Annotated in this window: 14 protein-coding genes; 10 read left to right on the top strand and 4 right to left on the bottom strand. The window is 42.5% G+C overall.

Features of this window, described 5'->3' with window-relative positions; genetic code table 11:
• Positions 1-66: 66 nt before the first annotated feature.
• The 3 genes from AC2SLO_RS06120 to AC2SLO_RS06110 all read left to right on the top strand — a co-directional run bounded on the left by AC2SLO_RS06120 (position 67) and on the right by AC2SLO_RS06110 (position 2,501).
• Positions 67-696, top strand: coding sequence for a DUF6231 family protein (locus AC2SLO_RS06120; protein ID WP_486540739.1), 630 nt, complete (start codon positions 67-69; stop codon positions 694-696).
• Between the two features lie 253 nt (positions 697-949).
• On the top strand, positions 950-1,468 hold the full coding sequence (gene pal, locus AC2SLO_RS06115) for a peptidoglycan-associated lipoprotein Pal (RefSeq protein ID WP_486540741.1): 519 nt from the start codon (positions 950-952) through the stop codon (positions 1,466-1,468).
• Positions 1,469-1,613: 145 nt separating this feature from the next.
• A complete protein-coding gene (locus tag AC2SLO_RS06110) occupies positions 1,614-2,501 on the top strand; it encodes a 4'-phosphopantetheinyl transferase family protein (RefSeq protein ID WP_486540743.1) in 888 nt (295 codons plus the stop codon).
• 95 nt (positions 2,502-2,596) lie between these two features.
• Here the strand turns inward: AC2SLO_RS06110 and AC2SLO_RS06105 are convergent, their stop codons facing one another.
• Positions 2,597-3,397: a hypothetical protein gene (locus AC2SLO_RS06105; RefSeq protein ID WP_486540745.1), complete on the bottom strand. Its 801-nt coding sequence runs from the start codon at positions 3,395-3,397 to the stop codon at positions 2,597-2,599.
• 661 nt (positions 3,398-4,058) lie between these two features.
• Here AC2SLO_RS06105 and ahcY point away from each other — a divergent pair.
• The 7 genes from ahcY (at position 4,059) to AC2SLO_RS06070 (ending at position 15,589) form a co-directional block, all read left to right on the top strand.
• Entirely contained in the window at positions 4,059-5,480 is a 1,422-nt protein-coding gene (gene ahcY / locus AC2SLO_RS06100; protein WP_486540747.1) for an adenosylhomocysteinase, read from the top strand.
• A gap of 171 nt (positions 5,481-5,651) precedes the next feature.
• Positions 5,652-6,515: a methylenetetrahydrofolate reductase [NAD(P)H] gene (gene metF, locus AC2SLO_RS06095; RefSeq protein WP_486540749.1), complete on the top strand. Its 864-nt coding sequence runs from the start codon at positions 5,652-5,654 to the stop codon at positions 6,513-6,515.
• 4 nt (positions 6,516-6,519) lie between these two features.
• Complete coding sequence (locus tag AC2SLO_RS06090) at positions 6,520-7,419, top strand: 16S rRNA (uracil(1498)-N(3))-methyltransferase (RefSeq protein WP_486540751.1); 900 nt, start codon at positions 6,520-6,522, stop codon at positions 7,417-7,419.
• A 745-nt stretch (positions 7,420-8,164) separates the two neighbouring features.
• On the top strand, positions 8,165-9,958 hold the full coding sequence (locus AC2SLO_RS06085; RefSeq protein ID WP_486540753.1) for an acyl-CoA dehydrogenase C-terminal domain-containing protein: 1,794 nt from the start codon (positions 8,165-8,167) through the stop codon (positions 9,956-9,958).
• Positions 9,959-10,110: 152 nt separating this feature from the next.
• The gene (locus AC2SLO_RS06080) at positions 10,111-11,895 is read left to right on the top strand and encodes an acyl-CoA dehydrogenase C-terminal domain-containing protein (protein WP_486540755.1); all 1,785 of its coding nucleotides are present in this window, start codon (positions 10,111-10,113) and stop codon (positions 11,893-11,895) included.
• Positions 11,896-12,124: 229 nt separating this feature from the next.
• Positions 12,125-14,542, top strand: a complete 2,418-nt coding sequence (locus AC2SLO_RS06075) for a site-specific recombinase (protein WP_486540757.1) — start codon at positions 12,125-12,127, stop codon at positions 14,540-14,542.
• A gap of 312 nt (positions 14,543-14,854) precedes the next feature.
• Entirely contained in the window at positions 14,855-15,589 is a 735-nt protein-coding gene (locus AC2SLO_RS06070; RefSeq protein ID WP_486540759.1) for a glucose 1-dehydrogenase, read from the top strand.
• Between the two features lie 128 nt (positions 15,590-15,717).
• Here AC2SLO_RS06070 and AC2SLO_RS06065 read toward each other — a convergent pair whose 3' ends face one another.
• The 3 genes from AC2SLO_RS06065 to pdxA form a co-directional block, all read right to left on the bottom strand.
• Entirely contained in the window at positions 15,718-16,554 is an 837-nt protein-coding gene (locus AC2SLO_RS06065) for a symmetrical bis(5'-nucleosyl)-tetraphosphatase (RefSeq protein ID WP_486540761.1), read from the bottom strand.
• A gap of 144 nt (positions 16,555-16,698) precedes the next feature.
• The gene (rsmA, locus tag AC2SLO_RS06060; RefSeq protein WP_486540763.1) at positions 16,699-17,574 is read right to left on the bottom strand and encodes a 16S rRNA (adenine(1518)-N(6)/adenine(1519)-N(6))-dimethyltransferase RsmA; all 876 of its coding nucleotides are present in this window, start codon (positions 17,572-17,574) and stop codon (positions 16,699-16,701) included.
• Between the two features lie 71 nt (positions 17,575-17,645).
• A complete protein-coding gene (gene pdxA / locus AC2SLO_RS06055) occupies positions 17,646-18,890 on the bottom strand; it encodes a 4-hydroxythreonine-4-phosphate dehydrogenase PdxA (protein WP_486540765.1) in 1,245 nt (414 codons plus the stop codon).
• Between the last annotated feature and the right edge of the window lie 112 nt (positions 18,891-19,002).

Below are 19,002 nucleotides of genomic sequence, written 5' to 3'. Positions count from 1 at the left end.
AAGTTGGCTAGCAAGCGCCTCTATTTTCCATTTGCCTTAATCGGCCTGACGACACAAGCACTGATTATGCCTATAAAAAGAACCACAAACTCCCCCGCGCTCTCTGCTATTTTGCAACACTTAGCTGAGGTGATTGACTTTCTGCAGCAAACTGATTCAAAGACAAATGAAACTGAATTCCAGCCCTTTAGCTTACTACTGATTGGCGAGTCGACAACGACAGATACCTTATCAGAGCACCTTCAACACGCTTATACTGATATGCAGATTACAACTCTGAAATCTGATGAGTTTATCAACGCTGCTTTTGATACACGCTATACGCTAGGCTGCTACATTGAGCCACAGCTACTTGATAATCAGACCTTTGGTAATCAGAAAGGCACGCTAGAACAGGAAGACACGTTAGACGCAAATGTCTCTCAATCGCTAAAAAGCATTGCCATACGTTTAAGAGATTTGTTCGCTGAGCAAAGCGTGATGTTCTTATCTCCACTGAATTCCAGACAGACGTTAAGTGGTTTAGGTTATATATTGGCTTCTGCGCCTGTTAAAGAGTCTGCCGATGCCAGCTCTGATAATGAGACACAAATCTTATGCTGGCAGTTTAACCTTTATGATTATAAGCAGCGTCCTGATTGGCTAAATGCAAAATACTGGGCAAATCCTGAAAATTTTGATAAATACCGCTGGTAGGTGTCATGCCCTGCTTTGGGCTTGAATATCAAGTCAAAAAAATAGCTAGACTGACGATATAAAGTACTTGTCTTATTGTGGAAACCTTGCCATTATTCTAAAATAAATTTACAGTAAGACTACTTACATAAAGTAACATCTGCATATAAATATGCTATATTTACCACACACCGTATTTATCAAACACACTGTTGATTAAGAGGGTTAAATAATAAAAACCTCTCAATATCTCTATAAACTCTGAGGAAATAACATGCACTCTATTCTTAAGGCTTCGGCTCTTACTCTTGTTTCAGCTGCGCTAATAGCTACTACAGGCTGTGCTAGCAAACGTGCCAACACATCTGAAGTCGTGGTCGCACCAATGGGTGTACCAGGTAATGCCGCTTACGGTAATGGTGGCTCTTTAGTTAATAACAGCGCACAAGTACAAGCTGCTGCTCAAAACATTCAGGGTATCGTGTACTTTGATTTCGACAGCAGTGAAATCACTGACCAAGCCGCAGCCGTATTGGAAGATCAGATTGAATTCTTAGCGCAGAACCCAGATGCACGCGTATTGATTGCCGGTCATACTGATGAACGTGGTAGCCGTGAATATAACCATGCTCTAGGCGAGCGCCGTGCTCAAGCTGTTCGTAGCTATCTTGCTGCAAAGGGTGTTAATGACGCACAAATCGAAACCATCAGCTATGGCGAAGAGCGTCCTGCTGTTGCCGGTAGCGATGAAGCTGCTTATTCACAAAACCGCCGTGCAGAATTATCTTACTAAGCCATTCAGTATTGAATACATTTAGTAAATAATTACCTAGTTCTATCGCATCAAATAAACAAGCCCAGCTAATTTAGCTGGGCTTGTTTTTGGAACAAACATACACAATCCTTGTTATCAATATTGTAATACTTTTGGGATACTCATGTGCACGGAACCTAACTCAGCCTCACTTAATCAACCTGATTTTATGTTTATTCATTGTCACCTTGCCAGATTTGACAGTGAACTAAATAGCGAGTTACATGTACAAAGTCATAAAAATAAAGATGGTTTTGAACCTTCAGTCTGGGTCGCTTACACTCAATTTAGTCAGAACGGGGTATTAGCTAATCAGACAGCACTGCTTGTGCAACAGCAAAAACAAGCCGTGCGTAACCTGCTAGATCTTTTAATTGAGCGCTATGCTAATGACTTTAATAATAATCTTCAGTTAAACCACAGCATTCAGGAAAATAACAACAGTCATGTAAACCCATTAATTGATATCAGCAACTCAGAACCAATCGCACTAAATACAACAAAACTTTGGCTTGATGAATCGAGCTTCCCTTACCGCTTAAAGCCGTCAAATTACTACGTTAGCTTTTCTCATTCTAATAATGCAGTTACTTGCGCTATTAGCAAATCCCCTGTGGGTATTGATATAGAACTGTCGCATGTATCCATGAAAGTTGCCAAACGCTTTTACCATGCTGATGAAATAGACTGGTTGCAAACACTACCTGAGTCAGATCAACAACAAGCTTTAGACTTGCTATGGATGCTAAAGGAATCGACTATAAAACGATTAAACGTATCGAATGAGAAGGCAAATTTAATGAGTGGCTTGAAGCAGAATCTTATTGCACCCGTTAAATTACTATTACAGCAAGCTAGTCATCACAAATCACTGTCTATTTTTGATAATAATGTCGCTCATCGAGCATCAATTAAAGCGTCAACTGCTTCAAATATAAACGGCGATGTGCAGACTGATTATCCAATAAATTACCTATTTCTGCCCTCTTTGAAATTAATAGTCGCGGTTTAGTTATTTTATATTTAAAGTGATTAGTTAGTATTTTTAGGCATAAAAAAATGACCCCCGAAGGAGTCATTTTTTAGTTTACTAGATGATATCAATCATTAGAAGCGATAAGTTGCACCAGCTTTAACAATTGGATACCAGAAATCGTCTTCTTCAATCTCATTTTCAGCTGCTTTATTAAAACCCTGTGCCGTGGCAGTAGCATCAGAAGTTACTTTAGCTTCTAATTTACCCATGTAAGCAGCGCCAACTTCGAAGAAACCACCCCAGTTTTGAGTAATATTAGGGCGATAACCGATAGTTACATATGGAGCAAGTTTGTTTTTGGTTTCCGCTTTAACAGTAGCATTAGTGACATCATATTCTACATCATCGATAGTTACTACTGAAGAACCGTTACGACCAGCAATCTTAGCTTTAAGCTTGTTGTCAGGAACCAATACACCACCAGCAACCGTGAAGTTGTTAGCCCATGGACGCATCTGAACACCAATGTACGGGTTGCTAAAATCAAAATCGTAGTCTAGCTCGCCTTGGTAGCTACCGTAGCCATCACCTAGAACTTTGTCATAGTTGATCCAAGAATCATTAGCATCAAGATCTTCATCACCATCAAAGTTCATACCCGACCAACCCGCTTGAAGCTCAGTTGTTTCGTTTAGGCCCCAAGCGATGTTAGCACCGTAACCTAAAGTACCGATCTCAGCACTGATAGCACCAGGATGAGTAGCAGTGTTGAATAAAGTTTTAGCAGTACCAGTAACCGCACCTGCAGTGTTAGCGATAACACCTGCATTTTGGTTGTATTGATAAGCTTGCTGCTGAGCAGGGGTAGCAGCCATTGCTACAGATGAGCAAAGTACTGCAGCAGTGATTGCTGATAATTTAAAAAGTTTCATAACATCTCCAAGAGTATATAGCTTCATTTAGCTGAGACCGGATTGTCGTCTGTCGTCAAAAAAGCAATCCAAGTAGTTGACTACCTGAACTGTCAATTGATCAGACATCCAATACCAATTACAGTTACCCGTATTAATATGTGCCTATTAAACACTTTTTTACAAAATATGTCACGCTTTAAAAGTTGCCTTTTGATGGCAATTCTGTAACTTTTACTTACAAATTTGTAAGTTGCGTTGCTTATATACCCAAACCTAAGTTTTTTTTAATGCAAATAAATAGACAAACAATCCCCTTACTCTATTTTAAACTTAAAGCAAGCGGATGACATTACCCCTGACATCTATTACAATAGTGCGCAGCCGAGAGGTGTTGCGTCAGCATATAAAATAGGGAGCGGATTATAGCACGGCTATTGTTCATTCAACTTATTATTATGTTGTCAGGCTCGGCTCGCCAGTCCTACTTTAACGCTTAGTACCTTATTGCTTAGTACCTTATTATAGATGGTTAATCTTACTGGGTTTTATTATTTTGTAAGTGGCTATACTAGACTAGAGAGCATGAAATTGAGAGTTAGATTTGATATCTAATGTCTGGCAAACAACGACACCTGCGTTTCTTTCCCCCTTATCTTTTATCAATACCAAGGAGCTCGAGATGGACGCAGTGTCTAATATCGATTCAAAAACCAATTTAGAGAACTTTAGCGATTATAAAGTAGCTGACATCAGCCTAGCAGATTATGGCCGTCGTGAGATATCATTAGCTGAAGCGGAAATGCCAGCATTAATGGGTCTACGTAAGCGTTATAGCGAAGCACAGCCTTTAGCCGGTGCAAAAATCCTTGGTTGTATTCATATGACCATTCAAACCGCCGTACTTATTGAGACCCTAGTCGCACTAGGCGCTGAAGTACGCTGGACCTCATGTAACATCTTCTCTACTCAAGATCATGCTGCTGCGGCAATGGCTGCGAGCGGTATTCCCGTTTTTGCTTGGAAAGGTGAAACTGAAGAAGAGTATGAGTGGTGCTTACGTCAGCAGCTATTTGTTGGCGGTGAAGAAAATGGCGAGCTTTGGGACGCTAACCTAATTTTGGATGATGGCGGCGACTTAACTGCTCTTATCCATAATGACTATCCTCAAATGCTTGAGACTATCAACGGTATCTCAGAGGAAACCACTACTGGTGTGCACCGTCTAATTGAGATGCTTAATAAAGGCACATTAAAAGTACCTGCTATTAATGTAAACGACGCAGTAACTAAATCTAAAAACGACAACAAATATGGCTGCCGTCATAGCTTAAACGATGCTATCAAACGTGGTACTGATATGCTACTTGCTGGCCGCCGAGCATTGGTTATCGGTTATGGTGACGTGGGCAAAGGCTCAGCGCAAAGCTTACGTCAAGAAGGCATGATTGTCCGTGTATCAGAAGTTGACCCAATTTGTGCCATGCAGGCATGTATGGACGGCTATGAGCTGGTTTCTCCATACATTGATGGTAACAATACCAATTCAGCAGATAGTGTTAACACCCGCCTATTACAAGATACCGATTTGATTGTAACCACGACAGGTAACTATCACGTGTGTGATAAGCATATGCTTGCCGCTTTAAAATCTGGTGCTGTGGTTTGTAATATTGGTCACTTTGATACCGAGATTGACACTCAGTTTATGCGTGACAACTGGAACTGGGTTGAGATTAAACCACAAGTTCACCAAGTGTATCGCTCAGAAGAAGATGGTGATTATCTAATCTTGTTAGCTGAAGGCCGCTTAGTAAACCTAGGTAACGCAACAGGTCACCCATCACGTGTTATGGATGGTTCATTTGCTAACCAAGTATTGGCACAAATGTACTTACATGAGCAAAAATTCTCTGAATTACCTGCTGATGCACGTGCAAACGGCCTATACGTTAAAGTATTACCGAAGAAACTTGATGAAGAAGTAGCGGCTGCTATGGTTGCCGGTTTTAATGGTGTAATGACCAAGCTAACACCAGAGCAAGCGGACTATATTGGCGTACCTGTGGAAGGTCCATTCAAGCCTAATGATTATAAGTACTAAAATAACGATAAGTACTAACCTTAAACCGTTTTAGTATTTAGCGTTAGACCATAAACTCATTATAGTAAGTATCAAGCATTCAGGGCTGAGAAATTGATTCAATTTCTCAGCCTCTTATTAGGTACCTATTTTCATGAAGGGTTTTATCAAGGAATTCATCAAGGACAGACTATGAGTAAGCCACAATTTTCTTTCGAGTTTTTCCCAACCAAAACAGACGATGGCATCACGAAGCTGTATCAGACCTTCGATACGTTAAATGAGCTTGCTCCCAGTTACTTCTCCGTGACTTATGGTGCTGGTGGTACAACTCGTGAACGCACTTTAGGTATTGTCGCTGCTCTTAAAGAGCGTGCTGATACCCCTATCGCCCCTCACATCTCCTGTATCGGTGATGATAAAAGCGAAATTGCAGAGCTTTTAGATTTCTATAAATCAATCGGTATCGACCGTATGGTTGCACTGCGTGGCGACCTGCCCTCTGGTCAAGTTGGTATGGGCGAATTGCCATTTGCCTTAGATTTAGTACGCTTTATTCGTGAACATTCAGGCGATCATTTTCAAATAGAAGTGGCTGCCTATCCTGAAATGCACCCTCAAGCCAAAAGCTTTGATTCAGATATTCAGAACCTGATTAATAAATTTGACGCTGGTGCAAACTCGGCCATTACCCAGTTCTTTTATAACCCAGAAAGCTATTTGTATCTACGTGACTCATTAGAGAAACGCGGTGTTGATACAGACAAGCACAGACTGGTCGCCGGTATTATGCCGATAACCAATTCTAGCAGCTTAATTCGCTTTGCTGACAGCTGTGGTGCTGATATACCTCGCTTTATTCGTCGCCAATTAGCCGATTACGGCGATGACCGTAAAGCCATCCGCGACTTTGGATTTGAAGTGGTACACCGCTTATGCGAAGTGCTTATTGCTGAAGGTGTGCCTGCACTGCACTTCTATTCTATGAACCGTGTTGAACCTAACAAACGCTTGGTTGAATCCCTAGGCCTAACGACTGCAAGCACTGGAGCCTAAGTCTATGCGCCGTTTTTTTTATAATCCAAGCTTAAATGGTTTAAGCGCAGAGACAGCATCAAATACTGAAACTATCTTAGCGTTAAGCCAATTGCCGACAGATAGCACTTTAACACTACCCGATGATGTCTATCATCATTGGTGCCGAGTGCTTCGGGCCAAAGTTGGGGATCAGAGCCTGGTTTTTGATGGCTTAGGCGGACAGACCCTTATAGAGCTTGAGAGTATTGATAAAAAAACGGCCACTGCCCGACTTTTATCACATGACACGGCCGATAACACGCCGGCCTATCACAGTACCATAGCTATCGTGATGAGCCGCGGCGATAGAATGGATTACGCCATTCAAAAATCAACCGAACTTGGTGCAACGGCCATTCAGCTATTAACCAGTCAACATGGTGAGGTTCGGTTAAAAGCCAATCAAGTCGACAAAAAGCTCAATCATTGGCAGCAAGTTACTTTGTCTGCCTGTGAGCAGTGCGGCCTTAATCGTCCACCGCTTGTTTTGTCGCCCGTGTCGATTGAAGAGTGGCTCAAAGGTAATATGGGCAACGTTCATGACAGCGTACGCTATTTATTAGAAGATACGTTTTACCAGTCTTATTTTAAACAAAGCCCGTTATCGTTCGTGTTAGCCGTACCGAGCCAACAAGAAAAAGAGACGATTGATGTCAATCAGTCTATCAATGAGCAATTTGCTACCGTAGCAGAAAACAATGCCTCTGCCCTTCCCCGCTTTGATATTTTGATCGGTGCTGAAGGGGGTTTGTCTGATACAGAATATCAGCTGGCACGTGGGACTAATTATCTGCCGTGGCAATTAGGCAATCGTGTATTACGTACTGAAACGGCACCAGTAGTTGCTCTATCGACGTTAATATATATCAGTACTTTAGACTAATCTGATTTGCTAAAAGTACTTATTGTCTATCATTTACTGAGCGAATAACCCTGCTAATCTTCTTAGAACCTGTATTCATAAGCTACAGTTAGGGTATTTTTAGAATAAAATGAGACAATACGAGGCAAAATTGGGTTGAATAGTCATTCTATTCGAGCCGAATTTTAACAAAGTAGTGGCTTGTTTTAGGCAAAAAGAGCCAATTATAGCTTGTGAACACAGGTTCCTACTCTATGAGTAAATAAAAGCTCAGTTCCTATCAAGGGGCTGAGCTTTTTATTTTTAGTGAATCCATACTTTTATAGATAATATATTTTCTTTAATCCTTCTATACTTTTCATACATCACCGCCTCTTATCCTCCTACCATTTCAGTCTTTAAAAATAGACTTTTTCTTCTTCCATGACTAAATCAATCATTTTTTTGTGACCCATAAGTCTATGCAACTGCTTGTAAAACAACGGCCTAACATCTATCTTTTCACCTGAAAAACATTTTATCAGTGACAGCCAAATTTGTGATAACCAGCTACTCTTTTAGTATTCTGCCGCTTCTATGGCGACTCACTGTTTACCAAAACAAATCACTGCTTTGCACCTCACCACTCTTTTACTTAAGTCGTCTGCCAGTATGCAGCTGTTTCTATTAAAGTATAGAGATGTGACGTACTTTTTTGAGATTAAGCGGATTTGTTTTACCTAAATAGACCCAGTCCATCAAAAAACATTCATTTAAGGATAGTCTCATGCAATATAAAGCCCCCCTTCGTGACATGCAGTTTGTTTTACATGAGCTTTTAGACAGCACTGGTCACTACAAAAGTTTAGACGCCTACCAAGAAGTTGAACGTGATATTGTTGATAGCTATATTGAAGCAGCTGCCAGCTTTGCTGAAAATGAAATTGCTCCTTTAAACCGCAGCGGCGACGAAGAAGGCTGTACTTTTAATAACGGTGAAGTGACTACACCAAAAGGTTTTAAAGACGCATATAAACAATATTGTGAGCTTGGTTTTGCCGCCCTTGCTGCTGAAGAAGAGTTCGGTGGTCAAGGCATGCCTTTCTCCTTAGGTACTGTGGTTAACGAAATCATGGGCTCTGCTAACTGGTCATTTTCAATGTACCCAGGCTTATCCCACGGTGCTATCGCAACACTTGAGCACCATGGTACTGATGAGCAAAAAGCAACCTACTTAGAAAAAATGGTAACGGGCGAATGGTCAGGTACCATGTGTCTAACCGAAGCGCATGCAGGCTCCGACTTAGGCCTAATCCGTACCAAAGCAGAACCAAAAGAAGACGGTACTTACGCCATTACTGGTCAAAAAATCTTTATCTCAGCCGGTGAGCACGATATGACGGATAACATTATCCATATCGTTCTAGCTCGTCTACCAGGCGCACCAGCAGGTACCAAAGGCATCTCGCTATTTATCGTACCAAAAGTAAATGTAAACGCTGACGGTAGCTTAGGTGAGCGAAACAGTGTGACTTGTGGCTCAATCGAACACAAAATGGGTATCAAAGCCTCAGCTACTTGTGTCATGAACTTTGACGGCGCAACGGGTTACCTAATTGGCCCAGAAAACCGTGGTCTAAACTGCATGTTCACCTTTATGAACGTGGCACGTATAGGTACTGCAGTTCAGGGCTTAACAGCTTCTGAAGTGGCTTTCCAAGGCTCGCTAGAATACGCTAAAGAACGTCTTGCTATGCGTTCACTATCTGGTGCTAAAGCGCCGGACCAAGCAGCTGACCCAATCATTGTTCACCCTGCCGTTCGCAACATGCTATTAACTGAAAAAGCATTTGCTGAAGGTGGCCGCGCACTGGTTTATTATCTAGCCATGTTTGCTGATACTGTGGCTAAAGGCGCAGGTGATGAACAAAAATACGCAGATCAAATGTTGTCATTATTAACCCCAATCGCTAAGGCCTTCTTAACAGAAACTGGCTATGAAGCGGCGAACCACGGCGTACAGGTATATGGTGGTCACGGCTTTATCTCTGAGTGGGGTATGGAGCAAAACGTACGTGACACCCGTATCTCTTGCCTATATGAAGGTACAACTGAAATTCAATCATTAGACCTATTAGGCCGTAAAGTACTGGGCTCACAAGGCAAGATGCTTGCTAACTTTACTAAAGTCATCCACAAATTCTGCAAAGAGCATGAAGATGATGACTCTATGGGCGAATTTGTGCGTCCATTAGCGAAGCTAAATACTGAGTGGGCTGATTTGACGGCTCGCATCGGCATGCAAGCGACTCAAAACCCAGACTCAGTTGGCGCAGCAGCCGTAGACTATATGTACTTCAGCGGTTATGTGACTCTAGCTTATCTATGGGCACGTATGGTTGCGGTATCTAAGCAAGCACTTGCTAGTGGTACGACTGAAACGGCATTCTATGATGCGAAAATTAAAACTGCTCAGTTCTACTTCAGCAAATTATTGCCACGTACACGCACTTACATCGCTCGTATCGACTCAGGTGCTGAGCCATACATGAGCATGGATGTGGATCAGTTCGCATTCTAAGACTGACCTACTCTACTGTCTTAGGCTATTGAAATGACACGATAGGTGCTACTATTAGTAGTACTTATCTGCATACTGATTATTTACATGTTTATACGCAGCTTATAACTCATTACTGACTTATTCTAAAAATCTAAAAGGACGAAACACACATGGCTATTTATAATCCACCGCTAGATGAAATGCGCTTTATGCTAACCGACGTTTTTGACGTTGAAAAATTCTGGCAAGCCAACGAAAACCTAGCACATGTTGACATGGACACCGTTAACATGATTTTAGAAGAGATGGCGAAGCTGTCTAAAAACGTATTACTGCCTCTAAACCGTACTGGTGATGAAGAAGGCGCGACTTACCACGGTGACGGCGTTGTAACCACACCTGCCGGCTTTAAAGATGCGTTCAAACAGTACGCAGAAGCGGGTTGGATTGGCCTTGGCGGTGACCCTGAATACGGCGGTCAAGGTTTCCCTAAAATGGTTACCATGCTGACTGAAGAAATGGTGTTCACGACTAACCAAGCTTTCGCGCTCTATCCTAACCTAACGGTTGGTGCGACGCTTTGTTTATTAGCCTCAGCCTCTGAAGAACAAAAGCAAACCTACCTTGAGAAAATGTACTCAGGCGAATGGGCAGGTACCATGTGTTTAACTGAGCCACATGCGGGTACTGACTTGGGTATCATCAAAACCAAAGCCGTTCCAAATGATGACGGTAGCTACAACATCTCTGGTACTAAAATCTTTATTACTGGCGGTGAGCATGACCTAGCGGACAACATCGTTCACTTAGTATTGGCTAAAACACCAAATGCACCAGAAGGCTCAAAAGGTATTTCATTATTCTTAGTGCCTAAATTCATGGTTAATGAAGACGGTAGCCTAGGCGAGCGTAACACGCTAGCGGCTGGTTCTATCGAACACAAAATGGGTATCAAAGGTTCAGCGACTTGTGTTATGAACTTTGATGGCGCTAAAGGCTGGATGGTTGGTGAAGAGAATACCGGTCTTGCCTCTATGTTCGTTATGATGAACTATGAGCGTGTAACCATGGGTCTTCAAGGCCTAGGTGGTACTGAGCTTGCCTATCAAAACGCAGCTGCATATGCCCTTGACCGTGGTCAAGGCCGTAGCGATACTCAAATCCAAAGCCCTGAAAAACCTGCCGATGCGATTATCCACCATGCAGACGTACGCCGTATGCTATTAAATGCACGTGCTAACGCTGAAGCGTCTCGCTGTTTTGCAATGTATGTTGCTAAGCAATTAGATGAGTCTAAATTCAGTGTAGATGCAGAAAACGCTAAAGCGGCGGCTGCCCGCGTTGCTTTATTAACGCCTATTGCTAAAGCATTCTTAACTGATAAAGCGTTTGAAGCAGCCGTAGACAGCCAGCAAGTATTCGGCGGTCATGGCTATATCCGTGAATGGGGTATGGAGCAAATCGTTCGTGATACCCGTATCTCGCAAATCTATGAAGGCGCAAACGGTATTCAGGCACTAGACTTATTAGGCCGTAAAATTGCCCGTAACAACGGCAAATACCTTGAAAACTTCCTAGCTGAAATCCGTGACTTCGTGGCAAACATGAAAGCGGATCACGAAATTAAGCAAGCAACTTTAGATGCCGCAAATACCATTGAAGAGCTAACCAAGACCGTTCTGACCAACATCAGCACGCGTAAGAGCGAAATCAACGGCTGTGCGGTAGACTATCTACACGCAATGGGCTACTTATGTTACGCGTTCATGTTCTCAATGATGGTAGAGGCCGCTCACGACAAAGAAGGCGAGTTCTACGCTAATAAGCTAAAACTAGCAACCTACTTCGTTGGCCGTATCCTACCTCGCATCCATGCACATGCTGAGATGGTTAAAACCGGTAGTGACCCAATCATGGACTTTGATTTGGCTTACTTTCAACAAAACGTTAGCTAATTTTTGCTCATTGATTAGGCCTAAAAACCGGCTTAGTAAAGAGACAGTCCTTAGGGGCTGTCTTTTTTTTCTGTTTTTATAAGGCAGCTAAAACAAACTAATTAAGGTAACAAAAAGAATGCATTGTCATGACTTCTTGCAATTTCGCCGCTGCTAACACACTAAAAGGATTGTATTTATCTATGGATTAAGATAACTTTCCCATATCTGAATGAATAAGGGCTATTAAGTGACAGACCTAAACAACATATTAAGTAAGATCAATGCTTTGCGTGATACGCCAGAGCCATACGTACTTAAAAAGCTGATTGATCACTTACGTGTCTCTGAAGCTGAGAACAAAAAAGATCCTGATCTCGCCAATCAGCAGATTTGCGAATTAAATAAGATACTCAAGAAGAATCCTGAGTACGCTAGCGGTTTGGCGGTATTTATCTTAACCCTGCTCAATCAGTATCACCGTATGTCCTTATTCACTGATACGGGTATTTTGTCTGATCACAGCTTCTCAAGTAGCTTAATGCGTCTGATTGGGCATAGGTTTATTCCCCTTTTGCCAGAAGATGACTCTATTGTTGAGTTGGTTAATTACCTATTTGACGGCAAACATGACGAGCGCTGGCTCGGTAGCGTGGATGAATCATTGTGGGATGAGCTTGTTGACCTGATTATGGTTGATGATGCGCATATTAGGCTTGTCGCCACTGCCAAAAATAATATTCTCAATGCGATGGTGATTCTCTCTTATCGTATTAACGGCATCGGCCTACATCCTGATTTGATGAAAGCTTATCCGCAAATGCTCGACTATTCCGCTTCATTTGTGGCGCAAAACCAAGAAGCGGTTTTATTTGTGAATGAATACCGTGCCGCACATCAGCTTGATGATCACAAAGATGTGATGCCACCAAAAGACGTTAATCCTGCACCGCTACTGGTAATGATTGAGCAGTGTGATGACATTGTCACTACCATCCGTAAGCGTATTTATAAAACCGGCATCTCCATCCGTCTGACCAATATGTTGCTGCGTTTGGAGCAAAGTCTAAAGCGAATGCGTATCTTAAGTGAGCTGCTTGCGGATAATCATAAAAATCGTGATAAGGCCCTTATCGAGCTGACTCAAGCCATTATTATTAGCGTAAAGCGCCGTTATAGTATTGGCTATTTAATTGATAACAATACCAAGCTGTTATCACGTAAGGTCACTGAAAACTCAGGGCGCGTGGGTGAGCATTATATTAGTACTGACAAATCAGGCTATTATAAAATGTTCAAAAAGGCCGCCATTGGTGGTCTCATTATTGCCTTTATGGCAACTATCAAGATTTTGTCATACGATTTAGACCTTGCGCCTATGAGCCGTGCCTTCGTCAATAGTATGATTTATGGCTTAGGCTTTGTGTTTATTCATATTATTCACGGTACGGTTGCTACCAAGCAGCCTGCCATGACGGCTGCAGCCATTGCCTCAACTATATCCGATGGCTCTGGTAAAAAATCTCGTCAATTGGCCAAACTCTCTGAATTGATGGTGGATATTATGCGCACCCAGTTTGTGGCAATTATGGGTAACGTGCTCATTGCCATGCCATTAGCACTAATTATCTCTTTAGTTTGGATGCTAGTCACTGGTAATCCTATGATTAATATGGATAAGGCCGAGCATTTATTACACGACCTCGATCCGTTCCATTCGCTTGCCCTATTCCATGCTGCCATCGCCGGTGTGTATTTATTTATGGCTGGTTTGATTGCCGGCTATTATGATAACTTGGCTATTTTTAACAATATTGGTGAGCGTATTGCTCGTCATAAGTTGTTATTAAAAACCATGCCCAAACGTTGGCCTGAACGCCTTGGCAAATTTGTCGAGGGTAATTTAGGCGCGATTATGGGCAACTTCCTCTTCGGTGTCTTCCTAGGCAGTACCGCCACCGTGGGTTATATTTTTGGTCTACCGCTCGATATTCGCCATATCGCCTTTGCCTCTGCAAACTTCGCTCATGGCTTGTTTAACATCCCCGAGGAGAGCTTTAGCTTTGCACTGGTGGCGATATCGTTACTGGGCGTGCTACTCATTGGCTTGATTAACTTATTGGTCAGCTTTGCACTTGCCATGCTTGTGGCGCTACGTGCTAAAGGTGTACAAGCCTTTGAATGGCGACATATTCTCAAGCTGTTGTATACCCACTTAATCACTCAGCCGCGCGACTTTTTCTTACCACGCCCTGAGCCGATGAAGTATTCGCGAATTGACAGTCACGGTTATATGATTCATGAAGATATCAGCAAGCCTAAGAAGAGTGGCCCTTCTCCAACGAGCTTTGCCGTACGTCGTCTGTCTGATATCAATGTGATGCCAGAGGGTACCGCCATTGATAGCAAGCGTATTGATGAGCTCGCCCAAAAGAATGACTTTAATAATAAGCTGACCGACCCAAATGGTTCTGAACAGGTCACTGAGAAGAAGGTCGTGGTCTTAAGTGATGATTTAAGCGATGTGTCCTTTGAGCCCAATATTCAAGAATCTGAGATTCATAGTGAAACAATCTCTGATTCAGAAGTCTCTAAAAAAGACGATAAAACCAAGAATGCTAAGACGCCTTTACCTAAGCCGAAAAAACCACCTAAGCTACCTGAATAAATAGCGAATAGCATTAGTGGTTAAATGGACTGGTAAGTAAATAGAATGAGCAGGCTTATAAGTAAGTCTGCTGTTATTTTTTAAAATAGTCCGCTTAACTAAAGTTCAAATCAGGTAGCAGCTCACCTTTGTTTATCCAAACCCAACAAACAATAACACAAGAATTAGGGATTTGAGCTAACATCAATACACTATGTTTTTATATATTATCTGGGTCTTTTATGGCGCTTTAGCGCACCGACGTTCTAATAAAAACTATGCTAAAACATATGTGATTAATAATATAAAAATGAATAATAAAAGGAGAGCAATATGGCTCGTTTACAAGACAAAGTAGTCATCATTACTGGTGCGGCTCAAGGTATGGGCGAGACCCATGCCCGCCTTTGCGTAACTGAGGGTGCAAAAGTTGTATTAACTGATATTAATGCTGATAAAGGTGACAAACTGGCCAAAGAGTTAGGTGATAATGCGTTATTTATCAAACATGATGTGACCAATGAAGATGACTGGGATTCGGTCGTTAAGCAAACAAAAGAGACCTTTGGTGGTATTGATGTACTGGTCAATAATGCGGGTATCACTATGGCAAAATCTTTACTTGATACCTCATTAGAGGACTATCGACGTATTCTTGAGATTAACCAAGTATCGGTATTTTTAGGAATAAAAGCGGTTGCCCCTACTATGAAAGAGGCAAAAAAAGGTTCAATTATTAATATCTCTTCTATTAATGGCTTAGTCGGCGGTGCTATTGGGTATACTGATTCAAAATTTGCTGTACGTGGTATGAGTAAAGCCGCTGCTTTAGAGCTAGCGCCACATGGCATTCGTGTAAACTCAGTGCATCCAGGTGTGATTGCGACGCCAATGATCATGCAGGGCGATACCAAAGACTCCGTTGAAAAGTTCGCTAAAAGTATTCCTCTACAACGCGTGGCAGATCCAAAAGAAGTCAGCGGTATGGTACTGTTTTTAGCCTCTGATGACTCAAGTTACTCAACGGGTTCTGAGTTTGTTATTGACGGTGGTTTGACGGCCCAATAAACACGTTCAATGACTGTCTAGTCTATAAGTGACTAGCGACTGATAGATAATTTATATCAAAAAGGCACAGAGTTTTACTTTGTGCCTTTATATATTAGCCCTATCGATAAGCTAAGATAATTCTAGGTTTAATCCCCAGTGCATCCCTCAGAGGTGCTGATAATCTTGCCATCGCTTAAGCGATACGCCACCATACAATTTCCCCAAACACAGCCACCATCTAATGCTCTGGCATGTGGCAAGTCGATTTCAGCTTTTAAAGCCGCCCAATGCCCGAACAATATTTTACGCTCGCGCGGCACTTGCCATTCAAACCAAGGTCTAAAGCTATCTGGCATCTCATCGGTTAGGCTTGATTTAAAACTAAATTCTAACGACCCATCTTGCTTACACAAGCGCATACGGGTGAAATAGTTGGTAATCGCTCGAATACGCGTAAAGCCATGTAGACTATCTGACCAAGCATCGGCCTCACCGCTATAAAGGTTCGGCAAGAGTCTATCTAGCTGATGCAAACTACTTGATAACTGCACCTCAACTTCACGCGCATAATGATGCGCCTGTTTGATGGTCCAATGCGGCGGTATGCCGGCGTGAACCAGCACCGTATCCTTATCAGGAAACGCCATAATAGGCTGATGACGTAACCAGTTTAACAGCTCCACACAATCTGGTGCCTCTAAGATAGCTTCCGTTTTGTCTTTCTTTTTTAGCGGAGCAAAGCCGCGCCAAACTGCGATAAGGTTAATATCATGATTGCCAAGTACTGTGCTTGCCGCACCTTGTTCGCACAACATTTTCACATGCCTTAGTGTGGACAAAGAGTCTTCTCCGCGTGCGACAATATCACCAACAAACCACAACTTATCTTGCTTCGGATCAAACGCGAGCTTATCTAACAAATCGAGATAAGAGGCATAACATCCTTGTAAATCTCCGATCACATACTCGGCTCTATAAGTCATATAACCCCTCAAATTAAGTTTAAAATTAGTTTTTATCTTAACTGCCCATTCCCTTAACTATTTACCCTGTTTTGTCACTGCGCCATCTTTGACACTGCCCTTGCCCTGACCTAGTTTTCAGATGACTTGGCCAACTCAAACGACTTACTGCGTTTTTTCGATAACCAAATTGGTCAACTCAACAAACTGCTTCACGTCTAAGGTCTCTGGACGTGCATTGCCATCAATGCCTATGGTCGCTAAATCTTCATCAGTGAGCGTCGGCATGAGTGATGACTGTTTAAAAATAGCCCGTAAGGTTTTACGGCGGTGATTAAAGGTCTCTCGAACCACTAAGGCAAATAGCTTTTCATCAGCTGCTTGTACTGGTTTTTGTTGATGCGGACGCAATCTAAATACCGCACTGGTGACTTTTGGTGGCGGATTAAATGCCCCTCTTGGCACCGTTAGCAAATACTGAGTTTCACAAAAGTATTGCATAATTACCGATAGACGGCCATAAATTTTACTGCCAACATCAGCGGTAATACGTTCTACCACTTCTTTTTGCAGCATAAAATGCATGTCTTCAATAATATCTGCATAATCAAGCAGTTTAAACAGTAGCGGCGTCGAAATATTATAAGGAAGATTGCCCACCACACGCAGTTTTTTAGGATTCTCGCTGTCCGCATCATATAAGCTGGCGTAATCGAAATTCATGGCATTGGCAGTAATAATATCGAAATGCTCATGGCTGTTAGCACCAATACGGATACGCAAACTACTGGCTAAGTCGCGGTCTAGCTCAATGACGGTCATAGCATCGACTTGCTCAAGCAGTGGCTCAGTGAGAGCGCCCATACCAGGACCAATCTCAACCAAATTATCATCTCTATTTAAATTAATCGAGTCAACAATTTGACTAATGATGCTTGAGTCATGCAAGAAGTTTTGACCAAAACGCTTTCTGGGTTGATGCTTTGCACTGCGTTTTAGGGTGGCATCTAGTGGATGCTTTGAAGAATCAGATTGGGTCATAAATTAATAACTATCAGTAGGGAAAAACCTTAGTTTAGCACAATTTAGCGGGCTACTTCTCAACAAGGCTACTACAAAATCCTTGCTTGGGCACTGGCCATCTCATCCGCCATTTTAAGCGCTTGCCACAAGCTACTACTACTTGCCTGCCCCTCACCTGCCGTCTTGCCTGCCAAGTCTAATGCTGTACCATGATCGACTGAGGTGCGAATATACGGCAGCCCCAATGTCAGATTGACGGTATCGCCAAATCCGTGTGACTTAAGCACTGGCAGCCCTTGGTCATGATACATGGCAATCACTGCATCGCAGTCTTTTAAATGACGGCTGGTGAACAAGGTATCGGCCGGCATGGTGGAGGAGATATCATGGCCCTCCTCTTGGAACTCACGTAGCACAGGATTGATGATTTCAATCTCCTCCCTACCTAAGTATCCGTCTTCACCAGCATGAGGATTGAGTCCGCAGACCAAGACACGCGGATGTATCAGCCCAAACTTGCTGTTTAAATCATCGAGTACAATCTGTACTGTTTGCCTGACGTTTTCTGGCGTTACTGCATCCGCAACTTCTCTTAGCGGCAAATGAATGGTCACTAGCGCTACCTTCATTACGGTATTTGCTAGCATCATCACCACTTTATCACAGCCACTTTTTTGCATAAAAAACTCAGTATGACCGGTAAACATACTGCCGTCATCTAGTGTTAGCCCCGCCTCTATCAAGATAGATTTTTGAAGCGGCCCGGTTACGATAGCTGCTGCGCCGCCACGATAAGCCAAAGCATGCGCTAAACTAAGCTGCTCAATCACCATATCGGCATTATTAACATCAAGCTTGCCTGCCACAACCGGACTACTGCAAGGTACATCAATCAAATAAAAGCTTGGCTTTTGTAGGTCTGCAGTTTTTGAATCATCATCTAATTTGTCTGATTCATTTAAATGGGCATGAGCTGCTAACGCTTGATGTAAATAATCGGCAGGATTGTCCGCAGCTGATATCTCATTAATAGTTGCAATACGTTGCCAACCATTCGTAAGCTTTGAGATATTTTCTGCGCCATATATTTGAATAGCACGTTCTTTTAACGCTGTTTCATCCGCCAGTACAATGATGTCACGCTGCAATCTATCGAGAGCTTTTTGCTCTGTAAGCTGTAATAAGATATCCATACCAATGCCCGCAGGCTCACCGGTCGTTAGGACAATCGGTAAAGCAGATTTTGATGTGGCTGTATGTGGCTGCGGTGCACTATGTGGCATAGAATTTGTGTCATTAATGCTATGACTGGCCTGCGTTTTAATTGCTGTCATTGTGACCCCAGTGTCTTCAATTATTATGTGTTATTTGTCATTCGTCTCGATGCAATGTGATAAACTTTATATAAAGAAGCACTCAAGAATTTGATAGCGCCTAGTAATAATA

Source organism: Psychrobacter sp. CX14 (genome assembly GCF_057396205.2).
Note: the sequence above shows the minus strand (reverse complement) of the source record. Positions and strands in the feature narration are given on the sequence as shown.